Raw genomic sequence first — 25,401 nt, 5'->3', positions numbered from 1 at the left:
TCCAAACGGGTCCACAGCGAAATGTGGCCCCGTTACTCTGAATAGCGAAGTGCATCGATTAACAGCGCAAAAGCTGGCGGATGCTGCCTGCGGCTAGGGTAGTAAAGATAGTATCCGGGAAAAGTTGGACACCACTCCTGCAACACCTGAATAAGTTTGCCTGACTTTACATACTCCTGAACCATGTCTTCAGGGACACAAGCGATCCCAAACCCTGATAACGCGGCATCAATTCTTACTGGCAATGGGCTACACGTCAGTTGCCCCTCAACCTTGACGCGAAGTGGTTTCCCTTCTCGCTCGAACTCCCAGTGGTAAAGCCCACCGGCGGTTGGCAAACGCATATTGATGCAGCGATGATTTTGTAGCTCGTGAGGCGTTTCAGGTAAGGAGTTAGCGGCAAAATACTCCGGCGCCCCCACCACGGCCATCCGCATATCTGGTCCAATCCTGACCGCAACCATATCTTTATCAACATTTTCACCCAGCCGTATCCCGGCATCAAAACGGCCTTCAACAATATCGACAAAACCGTTATCCACCACCAGTTCAACATTGATTTCGGGATACTCCCTGAGGAACGGTTTTAGCTTTGGCCAGACCAGGCTTTGTGCGGCATGTTCCCCGGCGGATAAACGAATATTACCGGAGGGCGTACCGTTCAGTTGCACAAGCGATTCCAGCTCCTGCTCAAGCTCGTCTATACGCGGCTCAAGACAGGCAATGATTCTCTCCCCCGCTTCTGTGGGAGCTACACTGCGGGTAGTCCGTGTCAGGAGGCGGATATTGAGCCTTTCCTCCAGAGCCTTCATTGCATGACTGAGAGCAGACTGAGAAACACCGAGTTTGCCCGCTGCTTTGGTAAAACTTCGCTCCCTTGCCACCACAAGAAAAATTTGCAGTTCGTTGAAGTTTTCTTTGAGCATTGGCGATTTCCTTATGGAAGCATTCCCTTCAAAGCGCACTCATGAAGGGGGTTCATAGATACAATTATTTTAGCCACATTACTGACAATCATGATAATTGATAATCTGGCTGTATCGAAAATAAAGATTAATTATCATGAGGTTTACCATGAAAATACTCGTTGCAGGCGCGACAGGAAACATCGGTATTCATGTAGTAAATACCGCTATTGCAATGGGTCATCAGCCCGCGGCTCTGGTCAGTACCCTGAACAACGACGCCGCTAAAAATAAAACATTCGAACTGGTCGCAGAACGAGGAGAAGCGCAGCAGGATCTGCCCCCCTCTGTTTGCAAACCTGCAGAGTGATAATCCTCAAAAAACGATGGGGTTTTCGATATAGACAATATGCCTCTGCGTGAAGAACCTGAATGTATTATTAACGACCTGAATCTGCACACCAGGGTTAACTAATTTTAAAATATGACAATTTTATCATATAGCGGTCAGTATTATGACAGCTTTAATCTGTACAATTATCAGGGAAGAGACGCGCTCTCCTTATATTAATTCATTTTCAAACATATAACTTAGATTAGGTATTAGTTATGAAAACACGACTTGTTACTACATTAGTCATGGGCTTTATTTCGGTGAATGTTGCATTTGCAGCGCAAGAAATTAATCATACAGATGGCAAAGAAAAGATTGGTGTAATCTCAGCCAGCAATGCCTTGACGCTTGATGAGTTATCGAATGCGCTTTCTCGTAAGGCTGATGAGCAAGGAGCAACGTCGTTCAAAATCCTGGCTACCACGGGGAATAACAAACTGCACGGAGTTGCTGAAATCTATAAGTAAATAGTAAATGATGTGCCATGGACTGTTTATCATGAGCATCGGTTCCATGGCTTGTCCTTACGACGAAAATGCAGTCTCAGCAGATTGTTAACACGGTACATTTCTAAGTGTGAATAGCACAATTATGCGGGGATCATACAAGGAGAGCAGCGTAATCCTCAGGGCCAATCTCAGCGTAGGCTATGGATCACTTGTGTGCGATTAGTAATAATTGATGTAATACATCTTTCCAAATTTGTGATACAGTTCAAAAAATTGGTTGACCAAACTCGTTATCTATATAAGAGGCGCTTATGAGGTGCGCTCTTTTTTAAAGCGAGGAAATACCAATGAAAGAGAATAAGATACAAGAAATCAGTAATAAGCTGATTAATATCGTTGTTTTGGTTGCAGTTGTAGAATATGCTTATTTATTCCTCCATTACTATTAATTACATCTAAAAACAATTCCCTTAGGTGATATTTAAAATATGTATCCGCTACCTACTTTGTAATAGTTATGCCAGTGGGGAGGGATATTCGTACGGTTTCGAAGGGAAGTTTAAAGAAACCGTATTTGTGCCGCACGAAAAGAGATTGCGCATTGAGTCAGCATTTTAGTTACCCAATGCGCATGTTGGTTCACCAAATTGTTACTTTGTCTGCGTGATAAATAATCAGCCGGTAAAGCAAGGTTCACCCACATTCTCAAATGCGTTAATACCGATCATCTGGTAGTGTAGTGGCACACTGAATTTGGCCACCTGAACAGAGGTGATATGCTCACCTCGCTCCTAATCACCTTACCGAACACGTACGGCAAATAGACTCGATCCTGAACCCATCGGTCCCAAATTTGTCCCAGTCAAAAAATAAGGAAGGTACTAATGATGTGTAACTTATTGATTTAAATGGTGCCGATAATAGGAGTCGAACCTACGACCTTCGCATTACGAATGCGCTGCTCTACCAACTGAGCTATATCGGCCCTGAAAAGGACATGTTCACGAACGTGAATCACGGTGGACAAGGTTAAAACTAACCGGGCGATGCGTCAATGGCCTTGTGAATCAAATGGCTACTTTTGCATCACCCGTTTTTATTTACGCACGTATGGTGTAATCACCAATGCCGATCCACTTGTAGGTGGTCAGCGCTTCCAGCCCCATTGGGCCGCGCGCGTGGAGTTTTTGTGTGCTTACCGCGACTTCCGCGCCAAGACCAAACTGGCCACCGTCGGTAAAACGCGTAGAGGCGTTCACGTAAACAGCAGACGAATCCACTTCGTTGACAAAACGCTGGGCGTTGCGCATATCGCGGGTCAGGATCGCATCGGAGTGTTGCGTACCATGCTCGCGAATATGGGCAATGGCGTCGTCCAGATCGCTGACGATTTTAACGTTCAAATCTAATGACAGAAATTCATCGTCATACTCTTCGGCTTTAACAGCAACCACCTTCGCGGGTCCTGCCTGCAACTGCGCCAGTGCGGCAGCATCTGCGTGTAATGTCACGCCGCTTTCAGCCATTTGCTTGCTTAACGCGGGCAGGAAGCTATCAGCGATGTTTTTATTCACCAGCAACGTTTCTACCGTATTACACGTGCTCGGGCGCTGAGTTTTCGCGTTGACGATCACTTTCAATGCTTCAGCGATCTCGGCACTTTCATCAACGTAAATATGGCAAACGCCAATACCTCCCGTGATCACCGGAATTGTCGACTGTTCGCGGCATAGCTTATGCAGACCAGCGCCACCGCGCGGGATTAGCATGTCGATGTATTTATCCATACGCAGCATTTCACTTACCAACGCACGGTCAGGATTATCAATTGCCTGTACTGCGCCTGCCGGTAAACCGCAGGATTTCAGGGCGTCCTGAATCACCGCCACCGTTGCAGCGTTAGTGCGACAGGTTTCTTTGCCGCCGCGCAGGATCACCGCATTACCCGTTTTCAGGCACAGTGAAGCAACATCGACCGTCACGTTCGGGCGCGCTTCATAAATTACGCCAATCACACCCAGCGGTACGCGACGACGCTCCAGACGTAAGCCACTGTCCAGCACCCCGCCGTCAATCACCTGCCCCACCGGATCGGCGAGATTACACACCTGGCGCACATCATCGGCAATGCCTTTCAGCCGCGCGGGCGTCAACGCCAGACGATCAAGCATCGCTTCACTAAGACCATTGGCACGTGCGTCAGCAACATCCTGGGCATTAGCATTGAGGATGCTTTCGCTTTGTGCTTCCAGTTCATCGGCAATCTTTTCCAGCACGCGATTTTTTTCGCGGCTGGAGAGTTGCGCTAATTTATACGAGGCTTGCTTCGCGGCAATGCCCATTTGTTCCAGCATCGGCCTGCTCCTTAACGGGTAATCATGTCATCACGGTGAACGGCAACCGGGCCGTATTCATATCCCAGTATTGCATCAATTTCTTGCGAGTGATGCCCGGCAATACGGCGCAACGCATCGCTATTATAGCGACTGACGCCGTGGGCAATATCGCGACCTTCGAGGTTACAAATGCGGATCACTTCACCACGCGAGAAGTTGCCGGTTACGCTCTTAATGCCTTTCGGCAACAGAGAGCTGCCGCGTTCAAGAATGGCGGCAGTTGCCCCTTCATCAACGGTGATTTCACCGGCTGGCGGTGCACCAAAAATCCAGCGTTTGCGGTTTTCTAAAGGTGTTGCCTGAGCATGGAACAGTGTACCTACGGAAATACCTTCCACCACGTCGCCAATCACACCCGGCTTGCTGCCCGCGGCAATAATGGTGTCGATACCCGCGCGGCAAGCTACGTCAGCGGCCTGCAATTTAGTCCCCATGCCACCGGTTCCCAGGCCTGAAACGCTGTCACCAGCAATCGCGCGCAGTGCGTCATCAATGCCGTAAACATCTTTAATCAGCTCTGCCTGTGGGTTGCTGCGTGGGTCAGCGGTATACAAACCTTTTTGATCGGTCAGCAGCAGTAGCTTATCAGCACCAGCCAGAATCGCCGCCAGTGCCGAAAGGTTGTCGTTGTCACCAACTTTAATTTCAGCCGTAGCGACAGCATCGTTCTCATTAATTACCGGAACGATATTGTTATCGAGCAGCGCACGCAGCGTATCGCGGGCGTTCAGGAAACGTTCACGATCTTCCATATCGGCACGGGTCAGCAGCATCTGCCCGACATGAATGCCGTAAATTGAAAACAGCTGTTCCCACAGTTGAATCAGTCGACTCTGCCCTACCGCCGCCAGCAGTTGTTTTGAGGCGATAGTCGCTGGCAGTTCCGGGTAACCCAGGTGCTCACGCCCGGCAGCAATCGCGCCCGACGTCACAATTACAATCCGATGCCCGGCGGCATGCAACTGCGCGCACTGGCGAACAAGTTCAACGATATGGGCACGGTTCAGGCGGCGCGATCCGCCTGTTAGCACACTGGTGCCGAGTTTTACCACCAGCGTCTGGCTGTCACTCATGATTCTCTGCCATTCAATTTTAGGAAAAATGATATCAAACGAACGTTTTAGCAGGACTGTCGCCCGTTGCCAACCATCTGCGAGCAAAGCATAGCGTTTTGTTGCGCGGGATCAGCAAGCGTAGCGGCAGTTGTTTACGCTTTTATTACAGATTTAATAAATTAGCACATTTTAAGAATATTATTAAGCTGTAATATATCTTTAACAATCTCAGGTTAAAAACTTTCCTGTTTTCGACGGAACTCTTCCGAAGAATATTCGCGCGTTAATTAAAATCAGGAATGAAAATGAAAAAGAGCACTCTGGCATTAGTGGTGATGGGCATTGTGGCATCTGCATCCGTACAGGCCGCAGAAGTATATAACAAAGACGGTAATAAACTGGATGTTTATGGCAAAGTTAAAGCCATGCATTATATGAGTGATAATGACAGTAAAGATGGCGACCAGAGTTATATCCGCTTTGGTTTTAAAGGCGAAACACAAATTAACGATCAACTAACTGGTTACGGTCGTTGGGAAGCAGAGTTTGCTGGTAATAAAGCAGAGAGTGATGCCGCACAGCAAAAAACGCGTCTTGCTTTTGCCGGATTGAAATATAAGGATTTAGGATCTTTCGATTATGGTCGTAACCTGGGCGCGTTATATGACGTGGAAGCCTGGACCGATATGTTCCCGGAATTCGGTGGCGACTCCTCCGCGCAGACCGATAACTTTATGACCAAACGCGCCAGCGGTCTGGCTACTTACCGTAACACAGACTTTTTCGGCGTTATCGATGGTCTGAATTTAACTCTGCAATATCAAGGGAAAAACGAAAACCGCGATGTGAAAAAGCAGAATGGCGATGGCTTCGGCACCTCGTTAACCTATGACTTTGGCGGCAGCGATTTCGCTATCAGTGGTGCCTATACCAACTCTGATCGCACCAACGAACAGAACCTGCAAAGCCGAGGCACGGGCAAGCGTGCAGAAGCGTGGGCTACAGGCCTGAAATACGATGCTAATAATATTTATCTTGCCACCTTCTATTCTGAAACACGCAAAATGACGCCAATATCTGGCGGCTTTGCCAATAAGACACAGAACGTTGAAGCGGTCGCACAATACCAGTTTGACTTTGGTCTGCGTCCGTCGTTGGGTTATGTCTTATCGAAAGGAAAAGATATTGAAGGGATCGGTGATGAAGATCTGGTCAATTATATCGATGTCGGTGCCACGTATTATTTCAACAAAAATATGTCGGCATTTGTCGATTATAAAATTAACCAACTGGATAGCGATAATAAGCTGAATATCAATAATGATGATATTGTCGCGGTTGGCATGACCTATCAGTTTTAATGAAATGTGCCGGATGCGATGCATCCGGCACATTTCATTCACGCCGTTAACTTCACCGGCTCGTCACGAAAATCATCCGCCGGTTCCAGTTTCAGATTCAACGTCACCAACAGTTCACGCAGCTTCTCGTGAAACTCACGCAGGGTGTGTTCCAGTCGCTCAACCACTTCAGTGTCTTTTACCGGAACACTCTTCCAGTCGCCTGCTTTATCAAACAGACCAAACTGGTAACTGTAAGTAAAACGGGATTCCTGCGCTTCCAGTTCCATCCACCAGCCCCAAAACTCACGCACTTCCGGCGCGGGTTTCACGTTGACGCATACAGCCAGACAATCGAAAAAGAATCGATTATCTTCGCACTTACCTTCACGAATATACGGGCCTAGTGCGGTAAATTTTTTGATCAATCTGCTTTTCGGGTGTCCACTCGGTAACGTCATTGCGATCTCCTGTTGTGATGCAACTGTTTTACCAAATTGACAAAATTTAGCAAATTTTTAACACAACCGTTTTTCGATCCAGTTGGTAATTTCCTGAAGCGCCTTGTCAAAACTCCGATACACGGGGTTAAACGGAATCTCTAACAATTTACCATCAGCAGATGACGACGTGATTAAGCGTGAATCCTCTTCCGGGCTGAACGGATCGTTCTTCCAGTACCCTGATAACATTGGCGTTGGGCAACGACGTCCCAGCAATCCTTGCACTTTTAATGAGTAGCGATTCAGCTCAACACGCAACGCTTCATCAGAAGCATCATGCATTCCCAGTCGGCTCGCCAGAACGTCAAGATACATTTCCGGCACTTGTTGCTGGCACTTAAAATCACTCAGCAGGGTGTGAACCACCGGGCCAAGACAGGCCACCGCTTTCAAACGTGATGCCTCGAGATAAGCCAGGCGTACGGCAACGTTGGCACCGAAACGAAAACCAAAAGTGGCAACGCGAGTGTGATCTACCCATGGAACGTTGGGCAGCGCCTTTAAGACATGTTGGTGCAGCAGGCTGGAATCCTGGGTGAGTTTCCACTTCGAGGAAAAACCGACCGAGGGCATATCAATAGTCAGCATCGCAATGCCACGGGGCGCAAAATAACGTTCATAAAGAGTGTAATAGTCCGTCTGCATCGCATCCAGGCCACCACACATTAATACGGTCGGGAACGGGCCATCACCTTTTGGCATATGCAAAAAGCCAGTGATGGGCGAGCCACCTGGTACGGTGAACTCCATCTGACGCATGGTACCCGGCAGACGTTGCGCCGCTTCTTCATAAGCTCGGTTTGCTAATGCCTGCGCTTGCTCTGCCAGGTCATCCCCTTTCAGATGGGGATAGGCAGCGATGTTATATAACGTGGCAGCATGTAGCCAGTAACGCCCGCTGACCTGCGGATCTTCTTGCGCACATGCTTTCTGTTGCCATTCCATCGCCTGAGTGGCCCATTCATAAATCCAGTTGCCGCCGCGGTAGCCAATTACCGTATCGTATAAATCATTATCGGTACGTTCGGCATCGCTCATCACAATACGCGCCTGGACATCGAGGATTTCACGCGGATCAACGCCGCGCCAGATCCACATCAGGCGGTTAATCATGCGATACCAGTGAGGAATAGTTTTGCCATCGAGGGCCGACTGCACAGGGGGTTGTGCGCCGTGATTAAAGCGGCGGACAAGCGTCGAGGTTTCAGGGTGTTTAAAGCGGGGTTTAAACAGGGTTTCACTCAGGTTAGCCTGTGTCATTGATGCAACCTCCAGGAATGCTTACTGGACGCTATTGTACCCTGCCTGAAGTTAAAAAGAACAACGCCTGGCATTGCCAGGCGTTGAAAAAATCAGCGACCAGAGATAGGCGGAACGAACACAACGCCCATATCCCACGGCTGCTCAATCCAGGTATTCTGTGGGATATCAACCACATAATCATCAACTAAAGGACGACCAGCCGGTTTCGCGAAGATAGTCACAAAGTGTGCTTTAGGATACATTTCACGAATCGCAACCGCAGTACCACCGGTATCTACCAAGTCATCAATGACGATAAAGCCTTCACCATCGCCTTCCGCGCGCTTCAGTACTTTCAGTTCGCGCTGGTTATCGTGATCGTAGCTGGAAATACAAACGGTATCGACATGACGAATACCCAGCTCACGCGCCAGCAATGCTCCCGGTACCAGACCGCCACGGCTAACGGCAATAATGCCTTTCCACTGTTCAGAAGGCATCAGGCGGCTTGCCAGTTTACGTGCATGGATCTGCAACATGTCCCAGGTGACGATGTATTTTTCGCTCATGTGAAGTGTCCCAGCCTGTTTATCTACGGCTTAAAAAGTGTTCGAGGGGAAAATAGGTTGCGCGAGATTATAGAGATCTGGCGCACTAAAAACCAGTATTTCACATAAGTCCGCGTCTTTTTACGCACTGCTACTACCTGTCGCTGGATAAAGTGGTATTCTCAAACATATCTCGCAAGCCTGACTTGTGCTGACAACATTTTCTGCTAACCCTGTGACCTGCAATACTGTTTTGCGGGTGATCGACAAGGAGACTTAACGTGTCTGAACTGTCTCAATTATCTCCACAGCCGCTGTGGGATATTTTTGCAAAAATCTGTTCTATTCCTCACCCGTCCTATCATGAAGAACAACTCGCTGAATACATCGTTGGTTGGGCAAAAGAGAAAGGTTTCCACGTCGAACGCGATCAGGTAGGTAATATCCTGATTCGTAAACCTGCTACCGCAGGTATGGAAAACCGTAAACCGGTTGTCTTGCAGGCTCACCTCGATATGGTGCCACAGAAAAACAACGACACCGTGCACGACTTCACCAAAGATCCTATCCAGCCTTATATTGATGGCGAATGGGTTAAAGCGCGCGGTACCACTCTGGGCGCAGATAACGGCATTGGTATGGCGTCTGCACTGGCCGTTCTGGCTGATGACAACGTGGTTCACGGCCCGCTGGAAGTGCTGCTGACCATGACCGAAGAAGCCGGTATGGACGGTGCGTTCGGCTTACAGAGCAACTGGTTGCAGGCTGACATTCTGATTAACACCGACTCCGAAGAAGAAGGTGAAATCTACATGGGTTGTGCGGGGGGCATCGACTTCACCTCCAACCTGCATTTAGATCGTGAAGCGGTTCCGGCTGGCTTTGAAACCTTCAAGTTAACCTTAAAAGGTCTGAAAGGCGGTCACTCCGGCGGTGAAATTCACGTAGGTCTGGGTAACGCGAACAAACTGCTGGTGCGCTTCCTGGCGGGCCATGCAGAAGAGCTGGATCTGCGCCTTATCGATTTCAACGGCGGCACACTGCGTAACGCCATCCCGCGTGAAGCCTTTGCGACCATCGCAGTCGCAGCTGACAAAGTCGACGCACTGAAATCTCTGGTGAATACCTATCAGGAGATCCTGAAAAACGAACTGGCAGAAAAAGAGAAGAATCTGGCATTGCTGCTGGATTCTGTAGCGAACGACAAAGCTGCCCTGATTGCGAAATCTCGCGATACCTTTATTCGTCTGCTGAACGCCACCCCGAACGGCGTTATCCGTAATTCCGACGTGGCAAAAGGCGTGGTTGAAACCTCACTGAACGTGGGTGTGGTGACCATGACCGACAACAACGTAGAAATTCACTGCCTGATCCGTTCTCTGATCGACAGCGGTAAAGACTACGTGGTCAGTATGCTGGATTCGCTGGGTAAACTGGCTGGCGCGAAAACCGAAGCGAAAGGCGCATATCCTGGCTGGCAGCCAGATGCTAACTCTCCGGTGATGCATCTGGTACGTGAAACCTATCAACGTCTGTTCAACAAGACGCCGAACATCCAGATTATCCACGCTGGCCTGGAATGTGGTCTGTTCAAAAAACCGTATCCGGAAATGGACATGGTTTCTATCGGGCCAACCATTACCGGTCCACACTCTCCGGATGAGCAAGTTCATATCGAAAGCGTTGGTCATTACTGGCGGCTTCTGACTGAACTGCTGAAAGAAATTCCGGCGAAGTAATAACGATGAAGTCCACGCCTGCGGGCGTGGACTTCTGTTTGAAGTCAATGGCTATCTATATCGAAATAACAAAACATTATGAAACCCAGGAAAAGGTCGCATATTTATATAGTTGCGACCATTTTTCATGGGGGGAATTTCTGATCACCAAAGAAAATTTTGCGCTGGAATCCGTGAAAGAACTTAAGGGTGAAAAGCAGAATTTTTATATGTTCAGAGCCTGGGGAAAAGTCAGAAGAACATACTTAACCACGGGAGAATTTCCCCAGGAAACATGTTACGCCGCTTAAAGTCAGAATAATTTTTTCATGCTTTTACCATTTTGGCATTACGCCTGCACCACACGGCAATGGCGGCAGCCACTAATGCCAGTTCCAGTAAAAACGACCAGTGTAATAAAAAATTGAGCCACCACGGATGATGTATCGCCGTAATATGAAAGAGTGCAAATGGTTGGTTAACGAAAGGCATCAGCCACCAGATATCACCGACCAGCGTATCGAGTAATAAATGCACGATACTATTCAGGCAAAACACCACGCCCAACCACGCCGGCAGTTTATTCTTCGCTATTCCTGCCCAGACTAATGTCGCCGCCAGCAGAGCAAACCATAATAATGGCCAATGAGACGGGTAAAGATGATGATGTCGTTGCCCATTATCCACCAGATAGCACCAGAAGAGATCGAAATCGGGTGCAACGGCCCCGACTAAGCCAATAATCATCGCCCAGCGCGCATGACGAGCAATCAGCGGCAAGCGTTTAACTAAAGTACAAGTTATTAAATATCCAGCAGGAAGATGACCAATAAACATGACGATTCCTTTCGTTTTTGTCCGCCGCTTTCACGAAGAAAACGGCGGGAGACGTTCCTCAATTACCCTTCGATAAATGCCATCCCTGTAAATGTCCGTCGCGGGTTACCACGTTCAATTTGGTGATGGAACATTCGCCGCTGCAATTTCAGCGCCGCGCTATTTTCCTGTTGCTGTTGTTCCAGCTTCCAGGCAATCAGCAATCGCGCCAGCCGTTTGTTAGCATGCTGGCTGCGCTCGGACTGTACTTTCACGCTAATCCCGGTGGCCAGATGCGTGGCGCGCACCGCCGAGTCGGTTTTATTGACATGTTGACCGCCTGGCCCCGACGAACGCAGCGTCTCATACCGGATCGCATCTGATTGTTCCTGCTCATCAGCAGTAAAACGTCCAATACCAAGAAACCAGTTTTTGCGCCCATGATGAGGTCGATACGGACTCGGACAAATCCATTGAATAGTGCCACACCAGCTTTCGCTTAATGCCCATGCGTTGTCGCCATCCAGAGAAACCAGTGCCGAACGCAATGTGTCTGAATAGCGCCCCGTTTCTGTCTCCAGCACCGTTGTCGCAACACGCTGTTTGGATGCTTCTTTAATCAGCCTGTCCAGCGCCTTTTTCACTGCGAGACAGCATTCTTCCGGCCCCTGGGCAGAGGAGAGTTGCAACAAGATCATCCTTTTTTCCCTCCACTGTTTTTGAGCGTCAGTACCGGGCGCAGCCGCGCGACAGGAATAATTAAACCGGCCTGCACCAGACATTGCACCACGCTTTCAGCCGATTTATAGGCTTGTGGAGCCTCTTCAAAGATGAGCTGTTTATCGCGGCAAATTACCCTGCTGCCAAGTTCAGTTCGCGAGAGTTGCGTCGCCGTGTATTTCGCCGCCAGACGCCCTTTACACTCAGTGCGCCCCCATTTGCGCCCAGCCCCATGCGCCAGCGAGTGCAATGTTTCTTCGCTACTGACAGGCTGTACAAGCCATGAGTAATCACCGCGTGACCCCGGGATAACCACCAGACTACTGTCATCTGGCGTAGCCCCTTTACGGTGTAACCAGCCTGGTTGATCGCCAATTTGACTCGCGGTAATAAAGTTATGCACCACATCCAGAACCGGACTTCCGCTGGCTTTCACCTGCTGCATTATGCGCAGAGCGATCATCTGGCGATTCATGCGAGCAAACGCCAGCGCATCGTCATGCTCCGCGATATAACATAGTGCGTCGTCACTGCCTTCCGGCAAACCATGATGCGAAAATGAGGCAATATGTTTTTGTAAAACAGACTGCCCGAAACCACGCGAGCCGCTATGAACCAGCAGTTGCAGATGCTGCGCATCCAGGCCTGCCAGTGCAAACAGTTCAGCGTCGATGATTTGATCTATCTGTTGCAGTTCTGCGAAGTGGTTACCGCCACCGATGGAGCCAAGCGCGCTGCGCCACGGGTGCTGTGCAAATGCTGATGGCAGGTTTTCCTCCAGCCAGCTTTCTTCAGCAACGTCATCCAGCGCAGATAATCGCTTTTCGAACTTATCGGCGTTGTATTTGCGGGTAAGGATATCTGTTTGCCATAGCGCCATGCCGCAGCCGATATCATTGCCGACCAGCGCCGGGTAAAAACGACCAATGGAAAAGAACGCTGCTCCAATCGGGTAGCCGCGTCCGGGGTGTAAATCAGGCATCCCTACTACGCGTTGCATGTTGGGTAAATTTGCCGTGGTATGTAATTGTTGGATCGCTGAACTTTCGATCCACAGGTCATCGGATGCGATAGTAAATACCGCATCGGATAAGGGACGAATATATTTGCCCATGTACCATTCCATTTATAAATATAAAAAATCAGGAAATGGCAGACGAATCCAGGGCAAGAAAAAAAGAATTAATCCTGGAAAGGTCTGCAAAGAGTCATTGATAAAGGATTTGTCATGATTTACCTCCTTGCAGTTTGTGGAATAAGAAAACGCGCACATACTAAGCTTACGTTATTTTCATTGCAAGCTGGATTTAATGTTGCTGTTTATAACGCATATAAAAATTAATAAACCACTCTCCCCGGCATTCAACGCGCTGCTGCTTAACTACCTGAAAATCATAACGTTCAAAAAAGGGTTTTGCGGTTATGCTGGCATCAACCGTAAGTTCGGATTCAGACTTAATAAAAGGTTTTAACAAGGCGCTGGCAACTCCGCGGTGAGTGTATTCAGGGTCAACAAATAACATATCGATATAATGCTCAATACAGGTAATAAATCCAACCGGTTGTGCATTAATCATAGCCACCCGCACTTGTGATTTCGCGAGTTTCTCTTTCCAGCGAGATTCATCAATCTGTGCCCAGGCGGCAATTTGTTGCGGTGAATAATGCTGACTGGCAGTCATCGTAACCGCTCTAAGGAAAATAGCGCATAGTTGCTGAAAATCGCCAGGCTGATAGTCTCTTATTTGTATGTTATTCATAATATAAATTCAAAAACGCATGCGAAACGCTTCTGCCATTTTCCCAATTTTATGCATTTGGTTGTTATCTCGAGCCAGTTTATGAGGTTCAGGTTTCAGAATGGCAATGAGCAACCATGCTTGCTCATCAAACGCACCCTGACAATATACCAAATGCGCTTCGTCATTCGTTCTGCTGAATTGGCGCAACTGTGGCGGAAATGGATTATTCTCATTTGCCATATGAATATGAGCATTTCGCTCAAATTTGATTAATGGCCAGGTAAACGAGTCGTCGTAGAGTGCATCGCGACCAAATATATCTGGCAAAACACCGTCACGCTTATAGGAAATAAAATCCGCCGTTAACGCATCAAGTTCCTCTGCTGTAAGTTGCAGGCGAATAAGTTTTGTTTTGAATACCCGCATCCTTATTCCTTAAAGTCATTGAAATCATCATCCGTCATATCATTAAGATATTGTTCAGCGCGGCGTGTAATTTCCTCTAATCTTGCAGCACTCGGACGGAAGCGCGCCTTTATGGGCTTTTTCTCCTCTTGTTCAGCAAGCATGTCCATTAATGCTTCAAATGCGCTGGCACTTAAGAGATATCCTGCGGGGCGATTATTAGAAAGAACCGCAACTGGTTGATCAATAAAGTATTTAGCTGGATTTTTACGTAACTCAGTGATATTGACCGATTTTTCAGCGAGAATTCGATGCATACAATTATCCCCTCATAACAATGAACACCAGAATATACATAATAGTATACATCATAATCCCAGCACCAGCTGTCTTTCCATTTGCGGATCCAGCAACGTCACATGCAGCCCCACCAGTCGCACACCGCGCCCGCCGCGACGTTCATCCCAGGTTTTACGCGCGGTGGCGATGAGATCAGCTTTAGTCAGCCGTGGCCAGACATGCTCCTGGGTGGTTTGCTGAAAATCGTCGAACTTTAATTTCACTCCCTGGCGGGCGATCAGTAAATCAGGTTTCACCTTTGCCAGACGGCGTTCCAGCTCCGGATACAGCCGCTCGATAATCGCTTCACATTCAGGCCAGTGATGAATATCTTCCGCCATCGTGCGTTCCACGCCGATGGATTTTCGTAACCGTTCGCTGTTAACGTCGCGCTCGTCAATGCCCTGGCTACGCTCCCATAAAATGCGGCCAAATTTGCCAAAGCGTTTAAGCAACGTCACCAGATCACACTTTTGCACATCACCGCAGGTCCGCAGCCCCATCGCTTCCAGTTTTGCCGCCGAGACTTTGCCGACGCCGGGAATCTTTGCCAGCGGCAAGGTTTGCAGAAATGCCGGAACTTCCGCCGGAGTAATCACAAACTGGCCGTTGGGTTTATTCATGTCGGAGGCGATTTTAGCGAGAAACTTTACCGGCGCCACGCCCGCAGATGCCGTCAGGTGCAACTCGTTGAAAATCGTCTGGCGGATTTCCTGGGCGATGAGAGTCGCAGAACCGTGGCAATGCACGCTGTCGGTAACGTCAAGATAGGCTTCATCCAGCGACAGTGGTTCAATACGCGAGGTGTAGCGCGAGAAAATTTCGCGGATATGATTCGAGGCTTCTTTGTAGGCGTCAAAGCGCCCAGGAAGCAAGGTGAGATGCGGGCATAATTTGAGCGCCATCCCAGTTGGCATTGCGCTACGTACGCCAAATTTACGCGCGGGATAATTCGCGGTGCTGATCACCCCCCGACGTTCGCGACTGCCGCCAATAGCAATAGGGATATCGCGCAGGGCGGGATTGTCGCGCATCTCCACCGCTGCGAAAAAGCAGTCCATATCCACATGAATGATTTTACGCATTGCTCACCTCTCAATACTGGTAAAGTATACAGTGATTTTAAGGTTTGAGAAATGCGTAAAGATTCACCGTTTAACGCGTTCGCTGCGAAAGCACCTGCTGCTTATCCAGCTTTTGCACCAGCGGCTGCACCACTTTATCCCCATGCTGACCAAAATATTGATACAACGTATCGGACGCGCTTTTGGTCAACACCATAATCTCAATGCGTCGGTTACCCGCACTTTGCGGATTTTTCGCATCCAGCAACATCTGGTCCGCCATCGCGCTTACCTGCATCACTTTATCTTCCGGCATTCCCGCTTCTTCCAGCACGCGACGGGCCGAAAGCGCGCGATCGCCCGAAAGGTTCCAGTTGTTGTAGATATTGTTTTTGTAGGCCATCGCATCGGTATGCCCGGTGATGATGATCTTATTGCCGAGCGAATCAAAAACCGGCGCTAACTCCACCAGCAGCGTTTTAAAGAACGGCATAATCTTCGCGCTGCCGCGCTCAAACATATTGCGGTTCTGGTCGTCTTTAATCAGCACGCGTAATCCCTGCGGGACAATCTCCATCTCCAGATTCGCTTCCATATGCGCATCGCGGGCGATGGTGTTGATACTGGTTGCCAGCTCACCCAACTCGGTGGCAGATTTCTTCTTCAAAAGCGCCGTTTTCTCGTTGACGTCGCGCACTTTTTTCTCTGTCTCTTCCGGCACCGCCACGGTAGCAAGTTTCGGCGGATGAGACGGGCTGATTTTATTTAACGGCGACAGCCCGCCACCATTGAAAATCGACTGCCCATGCAGCGCCGCCATAATGCTTTCGCGCTCGCTTTTGCTGACGCTGTTCACAATCCACAGCGTCATAAACAGCGCCATCATCGCCAGGGTAAAGTCGGCGAACGCCACCTTCCACGCTCCGCCGTGATGCCCGGCATGATTCTTTTTGATCTGCCGCCGGACGATGGTGGTTTTTGCCCCACGCTCGCGGCGGTTGCCCGTCTTTCTCATGCTTATTCTTGCTCCAGCATCGCGTTCACCCACGCGTCGAGATTGGCGAAGGTCGGTTTGGACGCCAGATGCAGCAGCTTACGCCCGGCATCCACCGCCAGCAGGGTCGGTTTGCCGCCCGCCTGGGCCACCAGCACGGTACGCACGCACTCCAGCAGCGAGTGCTCGGCGCGCGCCTGCTGTTCCATGGCGTTGGCGAGCGGATCCATCAGGCAGTAGCAAATAAACACGCCTAAAAACGTACCCACCAGCGCCGCCGCCACTTTCAGGCCAATCAGGGCGATAGAACCGTCAATCGACTGCATGGTGATAATGATGCCCAGCACCGCCGCACAAATGCCAAATCCCGGCATCGCTTCAGCGGTACGTTGCAGCGAGCGCGACGGCGTGAGCAACGACTCTTCAGCGGTGTCCAGTTCCTGATCGAGAATACCTTCCAGTTCATGGGCGTCGATTTTGCCCATCGCCATCAGGCGAAAGTTATCGGCAATAAAGGTCACCAGCCGTTTCTGGGTTAACACCAGCGGGTATTTCTGGAAAACGGTGCTCTCTTCCGGCTGTTCAATATGTTGATCCAACATGCGCAGACCACCGTTTTGCACCATTTCGAGCAACTCATACAGGCACATTAATAGCTGGCGCTGAAACTCCGGCCCGAGCTGTTTTTTACTGATCACACCTTTAATTTGATGGGCAATCTCTTTCAGCACATGTTTCGGGTTACCAATAATCATTGCCCCGAAACCGGCACCTAAAATAATAACTATCTCTGCAGGCTGCCAGATAGCAATTAATTGCCCGCCAGCTTCAAAATACCCGCCAAATACGCAGCCGAGCACCACCAGTAAACCTAATATTTTTTGCATGATTTTTTCACTTTAATTCGGATAGACAAAATCACGAATTTTCTGCGCGATCTGTTTATTCAGTTGACAAATTCGGGCCTCGGTCAGCCCTAATACCAGCGCAATCTCTTTAAGATTCATCTCATGCTGGTAATACATCGAAAGGATCAGTTGTTCTTTTTCGCTTAATTGTGAAAGCGCCTGTTGCAACATTTGCTGGATGACAAACTGATCTTCCAGCTCCCTGCCAACAAGCGGAATACCAGGCCCTTCGCCGTTCAGCAGTTCGTCCAGGCTGGCGAGCGTTTCCGCCCCTTCCAGTTGCTGATATTCGAGATAATCTTCATGCGAGATCCCTTCCACGGCCAGTTCTGACCACTCCGGCTCGTGTCCCAGTTTTTTACGCGTTTCGCGAATCAGGTCTTTCATCTGATGATATTTCTGCCGCAGCTGGCGCGGGCGCCAGTCGAGAGCGCGCAATTCATCCAGGATCGCCCCGCGAATACGGTGCACGGCATAGCCCGCAAAACCTTCATCCGGCAGCCCGTAACGGCGAATGGCGTTAAGCAGCCCCATTAACGCCGTTTGTTCCATATCCTGACGGTCAATAATGCAGTTGCACTGCGGCGCAAGTTGCCGCACCACTTTACGCACCAGTGGTAAATAGGCCTGCAAGTAGTGGCTCTCCTGCTGCGGGGTTAATACCGGCGCGGCAGCAAATTCTTCTGACTCGAATACGTCCTGTAGCATGTTTATATCCGCCTGGTGATTACTGGAAGACCACTTTTTTCACCAGCAAATCCTTATACGGTGCGCTCATTTTTCGTCGCTGAAGATCTTTCTTTAGCGCATCAGAAATCAGTTTGCGGATGGCAGATATTTTCATGCTACGCAAATCTTCAAATTTCATTTCCGTCAGGCATTCCACCGCAATACTTTGATACAGCGGCTCCTGATGTTTTATTTTTTCCGCCTCTTTATCACTGGCGACCACCATCACTAATTCTGCCGACAAATAATGGTCAGCGCCGTTCTTGTCATGAAGCGTGACGATGGTTTCTGGCAACGTCACAAACACACTTTTGCTTTCATCCATCGTTTCCACCGATTCCGCCTGCGCGACATGAGTCGGTTTTCCTTTTCCAGCATAATGATGCCAGACTCCCCATCCTGCTCCGGCACCGACCACTAACGCCAGAACGGCGCTGACCACGCCTGCCACCACGATTTTCTTCATCTTGCCTTTACACTTTGATCAAAACGGATTCGTTCTGTTGAAATTGAGGCGCATCATCAAGAAGTAAGGCAGCACTCACCTCTTCCTGCTGATGGCCCGACTGTTGCTGCTGCTGCGACTGCCCTTCGGAGGAGACCTGCACGTTCACCTCCATAAAATTTTGCGCCGTCAGATGTTGCCGGAGATCGTCGCTAAACTGCTGTAACGCGCGGCAGACTTCGCTTTGATTCGCACCGATATGCACCGTCAGTTTGCCGTTATCCAGCTGCACGGCGATCTCGAGCTTGCCCAGCGACGGCGGATCGAGACGTATCGTGGAGATCTGCTGCTGCTTGTTGAGCTGGAAGTGGATCTGATCTTTCAACAGCGTCGTCAGTTTTTCGCCCAGCTCATCCATCGAGGGTGTGGCAGGTTTGGCGACGATCTCGTGAGGATCGCTGACCAACTCAGGAGTTTTAACCTGCAACACGGAACGCGCAATAACCGGTTCGCTTGTTACTACTTTTTCCGTTTTACGCTCGACCTGCGGGCGCGCAGTCACGCGGGTTGGCTCAGGCTTCGCGCGTTCTGGTTTCGCGGGCGCACGCGGTTGCACTGGCGCAATGGCGTGTAAATCTTCACTGGCGTAAGTCGCCAGTCTGGCCTGCTGATCCGGTTTGACTTGTGGCAACTGGCTCACCAGTGCCTGCAGCTGCGGCGGCAAAGGCGCGAGTTCCTGCTGCTGCGCCGGACGTTGCGTTGCGTTTTGCACCACGGCTTTCGTCAACTGCTGGATAACAGGCGATGTCGCCACGTTTCGCGGCTGCGACGTGTCCTGATGCGGCGCGGCAGGTTGCGGCAGTAACAGCGCCATTAACGCCTGCATCGCCGCCGGATCGCTATCCTGCGGGCGCGTCGCCTGTTGCTGGGGAGTTTTAGCGCTATGAACGCGCTCCGCCATTTTTGGCAGCGTAAACGCAGGGGCGTTTTCACCACTCACCGGCGGCAAAATGTCCGCTTTCAATGAAGCGGTTTCAACAAGCGTTCCGAGCGTGGCAAGCAATGCCGGATTCATGACTTCTCCGCAAGTAAATTAACAATTGAGTAGGCGAGCACACCTTCCTGATGCCGCTGATGTTGTTCCATACGCGCCTTTAACACATCTGCACGCTGCTCGCGCCGTTTAATCAGGGTATTAAACGCGCCGTACAGCTGCGCCTTCACCGTATCCAACTGCGCCGCGTCGGTTTCAGCTGCCGCGTAATCGTGAAACTGACGCATCAACTGCTGATGCAGCGCCGGAAGTCGTCGCCAGCGCTGTTTATCGAGAGCTTCGTTCATCGCATCTATCAGTGCGAAAAGCGGTTTATGTTGTTGATTCATGGCGTTAACCCAGCTTGCCCGAAAGCCCTTCCCAGCCTTCGCGCAGGTTGCTTAAAATCAGCATCACTTCATCGATTTTCTCCGCCGACAGCTCGCCGCTGGCCTCATACAAGCGATACACGCAGTGGTCATAGAGGCGCGAAAGGTTCACCACCAGCTCGCCGCCGGTTTCAAACTCCAGCGAACTGGTGAGCGCATTGAGAATGTCGATGCATTTGTTGATGCTCTGGGCTTTCTTCTCGAAACGCCGCCCTTCAATGTGGCTTTTGGCGCGTTCCAGTTCGTCGAGAAGCCCGGCGAACAGTACCAGCACCAGTTCAAGCGGAGAGGCCGCCGCGGTACGCGCCGCGAGATCGACCTCTTTGTATTGCGAATAGCCGTCCTGTACTTCGTACATCGTTAAGGTGATCCCTTGTAAATTACGCGAATGCCGCCATGCTGGCTTTCATGGTGTACACCTCAACCAGCGTGTTGGTGTACTCCTCGAGATAACGGTCGTAGTTGGCGTTATAGGTGTCAGTAAGCTGATCACCTTCGTCCTGAATTTTGCTCATCTGATCGTCGATGTTCTGCTGGCGCAGGGTGATGATGCCGTTGCTGGAGTCCGTGTAGGTGTTAATCAGGTCATCCATCTGCGCCACCATGCTGTTGTCGCCAACGAAAATAGAGCTCAGACCGTCAGGATTTTTCGCCATTTCATCGCTGAACTGGTCGGAGTCAATCTGTAAGTGGCCGTGAGAATCGAGCGTAATGCCATAGTCAACAATCGACACGCCGTTGTAGCTGGCATGGGCGATGTCATCGAGCTGGTTCGCCAGTGAACTTAGCCCTGCGTCGCCCGCAAAAACCCCGGCGCTACTGCTGTCGCTACCATTGGTGGTCAGAGAATCCACCGTATCAATCAGCGTGTTATAAGCATCAACGAAGGTCTGCACCTTTTCCTGGCTGGCGCTGGAATCTTCGCTGATGTTAAAGGTGGTGAGATCGCTGTCAGAATCGCTAACTTCGCTAAAGGTCATGGTGACGCCGGGGATCACATCATCAAACGTATTGCTGCTGTTGGTGATGGCTGGCCCCGTGGCGCTGCCGAGATGAATAATCGCGTCCTGGGCGGATGAAACATCCGTGGGAACGGGCGCGCTGGCGCTGTCATTCGTGGCATCATGCCCCGTTACGCTGAACGAAAATGCACTTTGCGCGCCGGTACTGTCCGACGTCAGCATAATGGTGGTGGTGCCGTCGGTTTTTACCAGTGCCGCCGAAACGCCCGGATTGTCGTCGGAGTTGTTAATCGCATTCACCAGCTCGCTGGCGTCGATAAAACCGTCGCCATCGCCGTTCTGATCTGCCGACGCCAGGTCGATATCCATGGTGCTGTCACCCATGGTCATTTCAAACGTCCCCGTCGCAGAAAAGGTGTCATCGCCCATGCTAAACGTGGTCTGCTGCCCCTGCGCCAGTTGCTCAACGAAAAATGAGTAGCTCCCCGCCTGCGCCTGTGAGTTAGCGGAAACGGTCGCTGAGTCATTATTGCTGGTGGCGGCAAAAATCACCGGGCCGTCGGTATCGCTGTTCAGCGCATCGACGGCGCTCTGGAAATCACTCAACGCCGAGCTAAGGGTTTCCAGGCCGCTGCTCTCGGCATCCAGCTCGCTCTGCTTCTCCTGCAAATTTGCTGCCTGAGTGGCGACATCCGCATAAGCAATTTCTTGCGCAATGGTTCTTGGGTTAATCATTGATGACTCCGGGTAACGATGTATGGTTATTGGCAAAAGGCGTGCCAATAATTTTTATGTGAATAATCAATTAATTGAAAAACAGGCGGAAATGGCGTTTCCGGTCTGGCGGAAGAGTGCCTGCCGCAGAAAGGACAACACCGCCCACAGGCGGTGTTGAGACTGACAAACGCAACATTGCCTGATGCGCTGCGCTTATCAGGCCTACAAGGTTTCTGCAATATATTGAATTTGCAATATTTTGTAGGCCGGATAAGGCGTTTATGCCGCATCCGGCAATCCCGCACTACTGCAGCAGGCTGGATACCATGCTGGACATGCTGTTGGACTGTTTCAGCATGGTGATGCCGGTTTGCATCAGCACCTGCTGTTTGGTCATGTTGGACGCTTCCGTCGCGTAGTCGGTATCCATAATGTTGCCGATAGCGACTTCAGTGTTGTCCTGCATGCTGGTCAGGTTGTTGGCGGTGTCGTTCAGACGGTTGATAGACGCACCCAGCTTGGACTGGATCTGAGAAACGTCATCCATCGCGGTAGAAATGCTGGTGATCATCTGGTTAGCCGAGCCAGACGCGGTCAGTTCAGTACCGCCAGAAACGCCTGCGGTGCCAGTGGTGTCAGCCTGATCTGCACTAAAGGAGTTGCTAATAGCAGAAAGATCGGTCACCAGCGTGTTCAGTTGGCTTGAAATATTCACGGTCATGGTGTCGGAAGATTCCGCGCCCACCTGGAAAGTCACTGCGCTCTGGAACAGACCGTCAGTACCGGTGTTGCTGGTACTGGAAACACCGAACAGGTTGGTGCCGCCGTAGGTGGTGTTTTGCAGCATGTCAGACATCTGCTGGCCCAGTTCGTCGTATTCATCCTGCATCGCCTGCAGGTCGTCGTCGCTGTAGGTGCCGTTCGCTGCCTGAGTTGACAGGTCTTTCATACGGCCCAGCACATCAGACATTTCATCGAACATGCTGTCGGCGGTTTGCAGCATCGCGGTGGCGTCGTTGATGTTACTCAGCGCCACGCCCATACCGCTGGACTGTGCTGTCAGGCGGTTAGCAATCTGTTTGCCTGCGGCATCATCGGCAGAAGAGTTAATCCGGTTACCTGTCGCCAGGCGTTCCATAGATGTAGACAGAGAAGAGCTGCTTTTGCTGATTGCATTTACTGCGGCCATTGAGGCGTTATTGGTGTTAATAGATAACATGATACTGCTCCTTGGGATTAATCGTTTTCGTTTCGATACCCTGTAAAAACGACACCTAAGGAGCAAACTTAAAATCGCCGTTAAAAAATTTTCGCTGCACTTTATCTGATGCCACTTTTAGCTAAAAAAAGCCGAATTTAAATTCAGATAAAAAGATTATTAGCAATATCTGCCACATGGCCAGGTGTCAAAATATGTCTTTTTCAATTGCTTGATATAGTTAAGATTACTATCAATTATCTCGTTTTCTTATCAATGGACTGATGCCAAAATTTACATTGCGTTGCAAATAGTACACATTTGGCTATTGTACCTGTCCTGTCATTTCGTTACATTTCCATGCCATATAGCGATTAAGATTAATCCTATTACCATAAAATATTAATTATCACGCAGAAAAATCATCTTCTCAGGGACGTATAAGACTGTGCTTTATACAAAGCACTATCAGGAAACATTTATCCCTTGCTAAGGTAAACTCGACTATGAGTATTATTATCAACAACTGGCGGATGGACCCGTCGCTTAATGCCTTAATACATTGCGAAACGGGTGAAACACGTCGCCTCGGCGAATACCATTTTATTTTGCTGGAAACATTAGCAAAAAATGCCGATGCTGTTTTATCGCGATCTTATTTATGTGCCGAAGTATGGAAGAACCGCATTGTCGGCGGTAACAGCCTGCCGACTGCGATCCATGCGTTGCGCGTCGCCATCGATGATGATGGCAAACAACAGAACGTTATCAAAACCATCCCGAAGAAAGGTTACCTGTGCAATAAAGAATATGTATCTTTACCGGAGTCATCGTCTGCAGAAGAGTTGATTATTACCGACCAGGCACAGGAAACAGTGCCACAAGAGATATCTTCTACAACACCGCCTGTGGCTGGTAGAAAAAAACATAAAGGACTGATGGGGTTAGCGTTGATCGCGGCTGTTATATTTATTGGCTCGACCATGGGTTATTCACACTTGAAAAGTACACCTGACGCCCCGCAACTGGTAAAAGAATCCGTTAATAGTCCAAGAATAAAAATATTTCATCTAAGTTCTGCTGGAGAAAATAATTCCGCACCGTTACTTTCGCAAGCTCTCGCTCCAGGAAAAGACAAATTAGATAATTTATTGTCAGCGCATAATATGACAATGACAACCTATTATAAATATGTTCGTAATCGACTGGAGAGTGATATTGTTTTGCGCAACCAGTGTAACGGCAGCTGGCAATTAACCTTTAATATGGAAGACTGGCAGAATAACGATATTAATAGCGCGATTTATCAGAATTTAGAGAAATTGTTAAATACTGTGCAAAAATGCTGATGAGTGCCAATATATGCCGGATGCGACGCTGACGCGTCTTATCCGGCCTACAGATAATTACCCCAATAAACTCCTCACAGTCTGGCTGGAAATTCGCGCCTGACCGTTCACCGCCTGTAATAACACCTGATAATTATGATTGGCGCTATTGAGCACACCGCCGAGGTTTTCCGACGCCTGCACCGCGTTTTCCGTTTGCGGGAAGCGGGACATGCCGTCGATCAACTGCCGTGCTTTTTCCTGCTGCACCGCCATTTGCGCACGTTGCTGACTAATTCTTTCTAAAGTCTGAGAAATCCCCGCCCCACCCTGTTGCAAACTTTGTACTAAACGGTCGACCTGCGACGGTTCGGCAAATGTTTGTAGCGGTGTAAACGCCAACTTATCGCCATCGGTGCGCACGCTTAAGGTACGTTCGATGTTGGGCCACTGTTTTTCGGTGGAGGAGAAACTTATACCGTCCGCTTGCTGATGTATCTGCACCCCTACGCGGCGCAGGGCGTTATTCAGCCGTGTCTGGTACTGTCCGGGACTGTCATCCTCAGACAACATGACCGCCGAAAGCTGGGTCTGCCGTCCGTCAGAGACGCTGAACATCCGCGTTCCAGGCGTGGGATTGTGTACGAGATTCACCAGATCCGGCGAGTGAAAGGTCACCCGCGCTTCCCCCTGCAACACTGGCTGCAGCTGGCGGTCCACCGCACCGCCGGAAAGCGCGGTGCGTTTGTCCAGCATCTGCATCAGCGCTGAACTCTGCGCCTGCCCGCCCTTACGCTGGCTATGACGATAATCGAGCAACTGCTGCTCCAGTTGCCCGAGATAGCTCACCGCCTGCTGCAAGGTGGTGAGCTGATCGTTAAGCTGCACACTGTAACGCTGCGGGCGAGTGGCAATCAGCGGCGAGGCCGGATATTCACTCGCCGTCGCCGGGAGTTTTTGCCGCACCGCCTGAGTGGGCGCAACGGTTGACGACGATACCGCAGCACTATGCGCGCCGCCGGTAGCGAGTGACGAAGAAGTAAGTCCGACCTGCATACTGTT

Annotated in this window: 29 protein-coding genes, 1 tRNA gene and 2 pseudogenes; 8 read left to right on the top strand and 24 right to left on the bottom strand. The window is 50.0% G+C overall.

The window, feature by feature from the left end; all coding sequences use genetic code 11:
• Nucleotides 1-32 precede the first annotated feature (32 nt).
• Nucleotides 33-926, bottom strand: a complete 894-nt coding sequence (locus A9180_RS21365; protein ID WP_064530489.1) for a LysR family transcriptional regulator — start codon at nt 924-926, stop codon at nt 33-35.
• 235 nt (nt 927-1,161) lie between these two features.
• Between A9180_RS21365 and A9180_RS24850 the strand changes: the two are divergent.
• The 4 genes and pseudogenes from A9180_RS24850 to A9180_RS23690 all read left to right on the top strand — a co-directional run.
• Nucleotides 1,162-1,380: pseudogene (locus A9180_RS24850) on the top strand (SDR family NAD(P)-dependent oxidoreductase); the annotation flags it as partial.
• Between the two features lie 134 nt (nt 1,381-1,514).
• Nucleotides 1,515-1,766, top strand: a complete 252-nt coding sequence (locus A9180_RS21355) for a DUF1471 domain-containing protein (RefSeq protein WP_064530487.1) — start codon at nt 1,515-1,517, stop codon at nt 1,764-1,766.
• A 329-nt stretch (nt 1,767-2,095) separates the two neighbouring features.
• A complete protein-coding gene (gene ykgR, locus A9180_RS21350; protein WP_064530486.1) occupies nt 2,096-2,197 on the top strand; it encodes a small membrane protein YkgR in 102 nt (33 codons plus the stop codon).
• Between the two features lie 326 nt (nt 2,198-2,523).
• A pseudogene (locus tag A9180_RS23690) lies at nt 2,524-2,643 on the top strand (integrase); the annotation flags it as partial.
• A 14-nt stretch (nt 2,644-2,657) separates the two neighbouring features.
• Here A9180_RS23690 and A9180_RS21345 read toward each other — a convergent pair.
• From A9180_RS21345 to proB, 3 genes are all read right to left on the bottom strand, one after another.
• Nucleotides 2,658-2,733, bottom strand: a tRNA-Thr gene (locus A9180_RS21345).
• A 115-nt stretch (nt 2,734-2,848) separates the two neighbouring features.
• A complete protein-coding gene (gene proA, locus A9180_RS21340) occupies nt 2,849-4,102 on the bottom strand; it encodes a glutamate-5-semialdehyde dehydrogenase (RefSeq protein WP_000893305.1) in 1,254 nt (417 codons plus the stop codon).
• Between the two features lie 11 nt (nt 4,103-4,113).
• Nucleotides 4,114-5,217, bottom strand: a complete 1,104-nt coding sequence (gene proB / locus A9180_RS21335) for a glutamate 5-kinase (protein ID WP_064530485.1) — start codon at nt 5,215-5,217, stop codon at nt 4,114-4,116.
• Nucleotides 5,218-5,504: 287 nt separating this feature from the next.
• Here proB and phoE point away from each other — a divergent pair, with 287 nt between their 5' ends.
• Nucleotides 5,505-6,560 (top strand): phosphoporin PhoE, encoded by a 1,056-nt coding sequence (gene phoE, locus A9180_RS21330; RefSeq protein ID WP_064530484.1) that lies wholly within the window; start codon nt 5,505-5,507, stop codon nt 6,558-6,560.
• A 38-nt stretch (nt 6,561-6,598) separates the two neighbouring features.
• On the opposite strand, the gene crl is transcribed toward phoE, so the two are convergent.
• The 3 genes from crl to gpt form a co-directional block, all read right to left on the bottom strand.
• Nucleotides 6,599-7,000 (bottom strand): sigma factor-binding protein Crl, encoded by a 402-nt coding sequence (gene crl / locus A9180_RS21325; RefSeq protein WP_064530483.1) that lies wholly within the window; start codon nt 6,998-7,000, stop codon nt 6,599-6,601.
• Between the two features lie 57 nt (nt 7,001-7,057).
• Nucleotides 7,058-8,302 carry an esterase FrsA gene (frsA, locus tag A9180_RS21320; protein ID WP_064530482.1) on the bottom strand — a complete coding sequence of 415 codons (1,245 nt, stop codon included), beginning with the start codon at nt 8,300-8,302 and terminating at the stop codon, nt 7,058-7,060.
• Nucleotides 8,303-8,394: 92 nt separating this feature from the next.
• Complete coding sequence (gpt, locus tag A9180_RS21315; protein ID WP_001291991.1) at nt 8,395-8,853, bottom strand: xanthine phosphoribosyltransferase; 459 nt, start codon at nt 8,851-8,853, stop codon at nt 8,395-8,397.
• Nucleotides 8,854-9,113: 260 nt separating this feature from the next.
• On the opposite strand from gpt, the gene pepD reads away from it, so the two are divergent.
• Nucleotides 9,114-10,571: a cytosol nonspecific dipeptidase gene (gene pepD / locus A9180_RS21310; protein WP_064530481.1), complete on the top strand. Its 1,458-nt coding sequence runs from the start codon at nt 9,114-9,116 to the stop codon at nt 10,569-10,571.
• Nucleotides 10,572-10,576: 5 nt separating this feature from the next.
• The gene (locus tag A9180_RS21305; protein ID WP_077883558.1) at nt 10,577-10,861 is read left to right on the top strand and encodes a hypothetical protein; all 285 of its coding nucleotides are present in this window, start codon (nt 10,577-10,579) and stop codon (nt 10,859-10,861) included.
• Between the two features lie 16 nt (nt 10,862-10,877).
• Here A9180_RS21305 and A9180_RS21300 read toward each other — a convergent pair whose 3' ends face one another.
• The 16 genes from A9180_RS21300 to lafA all read right to left on the bottom strand — a co-directional run bounded on the left by A9180_RS21300 (nt 10,878) and on the right by lafA (nt 23,032).
• Entirely contained in the window at nt 10,878-11,387 is a 510-nt protein-coding gene (locus A9180_RS21300) for a metal-dependent hydrolase (protein ID WP_064530480.1), read from the bottom strand.
• Nucleotides 11,388-11,449: 62 nt separating this feature from the next.
• Entirely contained in the window at nt 11,450-12,064 is a 615-nt protein-coding gene (gene prfH, locus A9180_RS21295) for a peptide chain release factor H (protein ID WP_064530479.1), read from the bottom strand.
• Complete coding sequence (locus tag A9180_RS21290) at nt 12,061-13,200, bottom strand: RNA ligase RtcB family protein (protein WP_064530478.1); 1,140 nt, start codon at nt 13,198-13,200, stop codon at nt 12,061-12,063. Before A9180_RS21290 ends, prfH begins: the two co-directional genes overlap by 4 nt.
• Before the next feature lie 193 nt (nt 13,201-13,393).
• Nucleotides 13,394-13,846, bottom strand: a complete 453-nt coding sequence (locus A9180_RS21285) for a GNAT family N-acetyltransferase (protein WP_074399668.1) — start codon at nt 13,844-13,846, stop codon at nt 13,394-13,396.
• Between the two features lie 9 nt (nt 13,847-13,855).
• On the bottom strand, nt 13,856-14,254 hold the full coding sequence (gene yafO, locus A9180_RS21280) for a type II toxin-antitoxin system mRNA interferase toxin YafO (RefSeq protein WP_064530476.1): 399 nt from the start codon (nt 14,252-14,254) through the stop codon (nt 13,856-13,858).
• A gap of 2 nt (nt 14,255-14,256) precedes the next feature.
• A complete protein-coding gene (yafN, locus tag A9180_RS21275) occupies nt 14,257-14,550 on the bottom strand; it encodes a type I toxin-antitoxin system antitoxin YafN (protein WP_000554758.1) in 294 nt (97 codons plus the stop codon).
• 51 nt (nt 14,551-14,601) lie between these two features.
• Nucleotides 14,602-15,657 (bottom strand): DNA polymerase IV, encoded by a 1,056-nt coding sequence (dinB, locus tag A9180_RS21270; protein ID WP_064530475.1) that lies wholly within the window; start codon nt 15,655-15,657, stop codon nt 14,602-14,604.
• Nucleotides 15,658-15,727: 70 nt separating this feature from the next.
• Nucleotides 15,728-16,651: a putative lateral flagellar export/assembly protein LafU gene (gene lafU, locus A9180_RS21265; protein WP_064530474.1), complete on the bottom strand. Its 924-nt coding sequence runs from the start codon at nt 16,649-16,651 to the stop codon at nt 15,728-15,730.
• A 2-nt stretch (nt 16,652-16,653) separates the two neighbouring features.
• A complete protein-coding gene (gene motA, locus A9180_RS21260) occupies nt 16,654-17,517 on the bottom strand; it encodes a flagellar motor stator protein MotA (protein WP_064530473.1) in 864 nt (287 codons plus the stop codon).
• A 12-nt stretch (nt 17,518-17,529) separates the two neighbouring features.
• Entirely contained in the window at nt 17,530-18,246 is a 717-nt protein-coding gene (locus A9180_RS21255; RefSeq protein ID WP_064530472.1) for a FliA/WhiG family RNA polymerase sigma factor, read from the bottom strand.
• A 19-nt stretch (nt 18,247-18,265) separates the two neighbouring features.
• Nucleotides 18,266-18,733 (bottom strand): flagellar basal body-associated FliL family protein, encoded by a 468-nt coding sequence (locus tag A9180_RS21250; protein WP_064530471.1) that lies wholly within the window; start codon nt 18,731-18,733, stop codon nt 18,266-18,268.
• 7 nt (nt 18,734-18,740) lie between these two features.
• The gene (locus A9180_RS21245) at nt 18,741-19,787 is read right to left on the bottom strand and encodes a flagellar hook-length control protein FliK (RefSeq protein WP_064530470.1); all 1,047 of its coding nucleotides are present in this window, start codon (nt 19,785-19,787) and stop codon (nt 18,741-18,743) included.
• Complete coding sequence (locus A9180_RS21240) at nt 19,784-20,095, bottom strand: hypothetical protein (protein ID WP_064530469.1); 312 nt, start codon at nt 20,093-20,095, stop codon at nt 19,784-19,786. The genes A9180_RS21245 and A9180_RS21240 overlap by 4 nt, the downstream gene beginning before the upstream one ends.
• 4 nt (nt 20,096-20,099) lie before the next feature.
• Entirely contained in the window at nt 20,100-20,492 is a 393-nt protein-coding gene (gene fliS, locus A9180_RS21235; protein ID WP_040100479.1) for a flagellar export chaperone FliS, read from the bottom strand.
• A 22-nt stretch (nt 20,493-20,514) separates the two neighbouring features.
• Complete coding sequence (fliD, locus tag A9180_RS21230) at nt 20,515-21,831, bottom strand: flagellar filament capping protein FliD (protein ID WP_064530468.1); 1,317 nt, start codon at nt 21,829-21,831, stop codon at nt 20,515-20,517.
• Nucleotides 21,832-22,117: 286 nt separating this feature from the next.
• Entirely contained in the window at nt 22,118-23,032 is a 915-nt protein-coding gene (gene lafA, locus A9180_RS21225; protein ID WP_064530467.1) for a lateral flagellin LafA, read from the bottom strand.
• 485 nt (nt 23,033-23,517) lie between these two features.
• Here lafA and A9180_RS21220 point away from each other — a divergent pair, with 485 nt between their 5' ends.
• The gene (locus A9180_RS21220; protein WP_064530466.1) at nt 23,518-24,360 is read left to right on the top strand and encodes a transcriptional regulator; all 843 of its coding nucleotides are present in this window, start codon (nt 23,518-23,520) and stop codon (nt 24,358-24,360) included.
• A gap of 57 nt (nt 24,361-24,417) precedes the next feature.
• Here the strand turns inward: A9180_RS21220 and A9180_RS21215 are convergent, their stop codons facing one another.
• Nucleotides 24,418-25,395, bottom strand: a complete 978-nt coding sequence (locus A9180_RS21215) for a hypothetical protein (RefSeq protein ID WP_064530465.1) — start codon at nt 25,393-25,395, stop codon at nt 24,418-24,420.
• Between the last annotated feature and the right edge of the window lie 6 nt (nt 25,396-25,401).

The sequence above is a fragment of the Escherichia sp. B1147 genome, assembly GCF_001660175.1.
GTDB classification, from domain to species: domain Bacteria; phylum Pseudomonadota; class Gammaproteobacteria; order Enterobacterales; family Enterobacteriaceae; genus Escherichia; species Escherichia whittamii.
The sequence above is the reverse complement of the archived record's forward strand: the minus strand, read 5'-3'. Positions and strand labels throughout refer to the sequence as shown.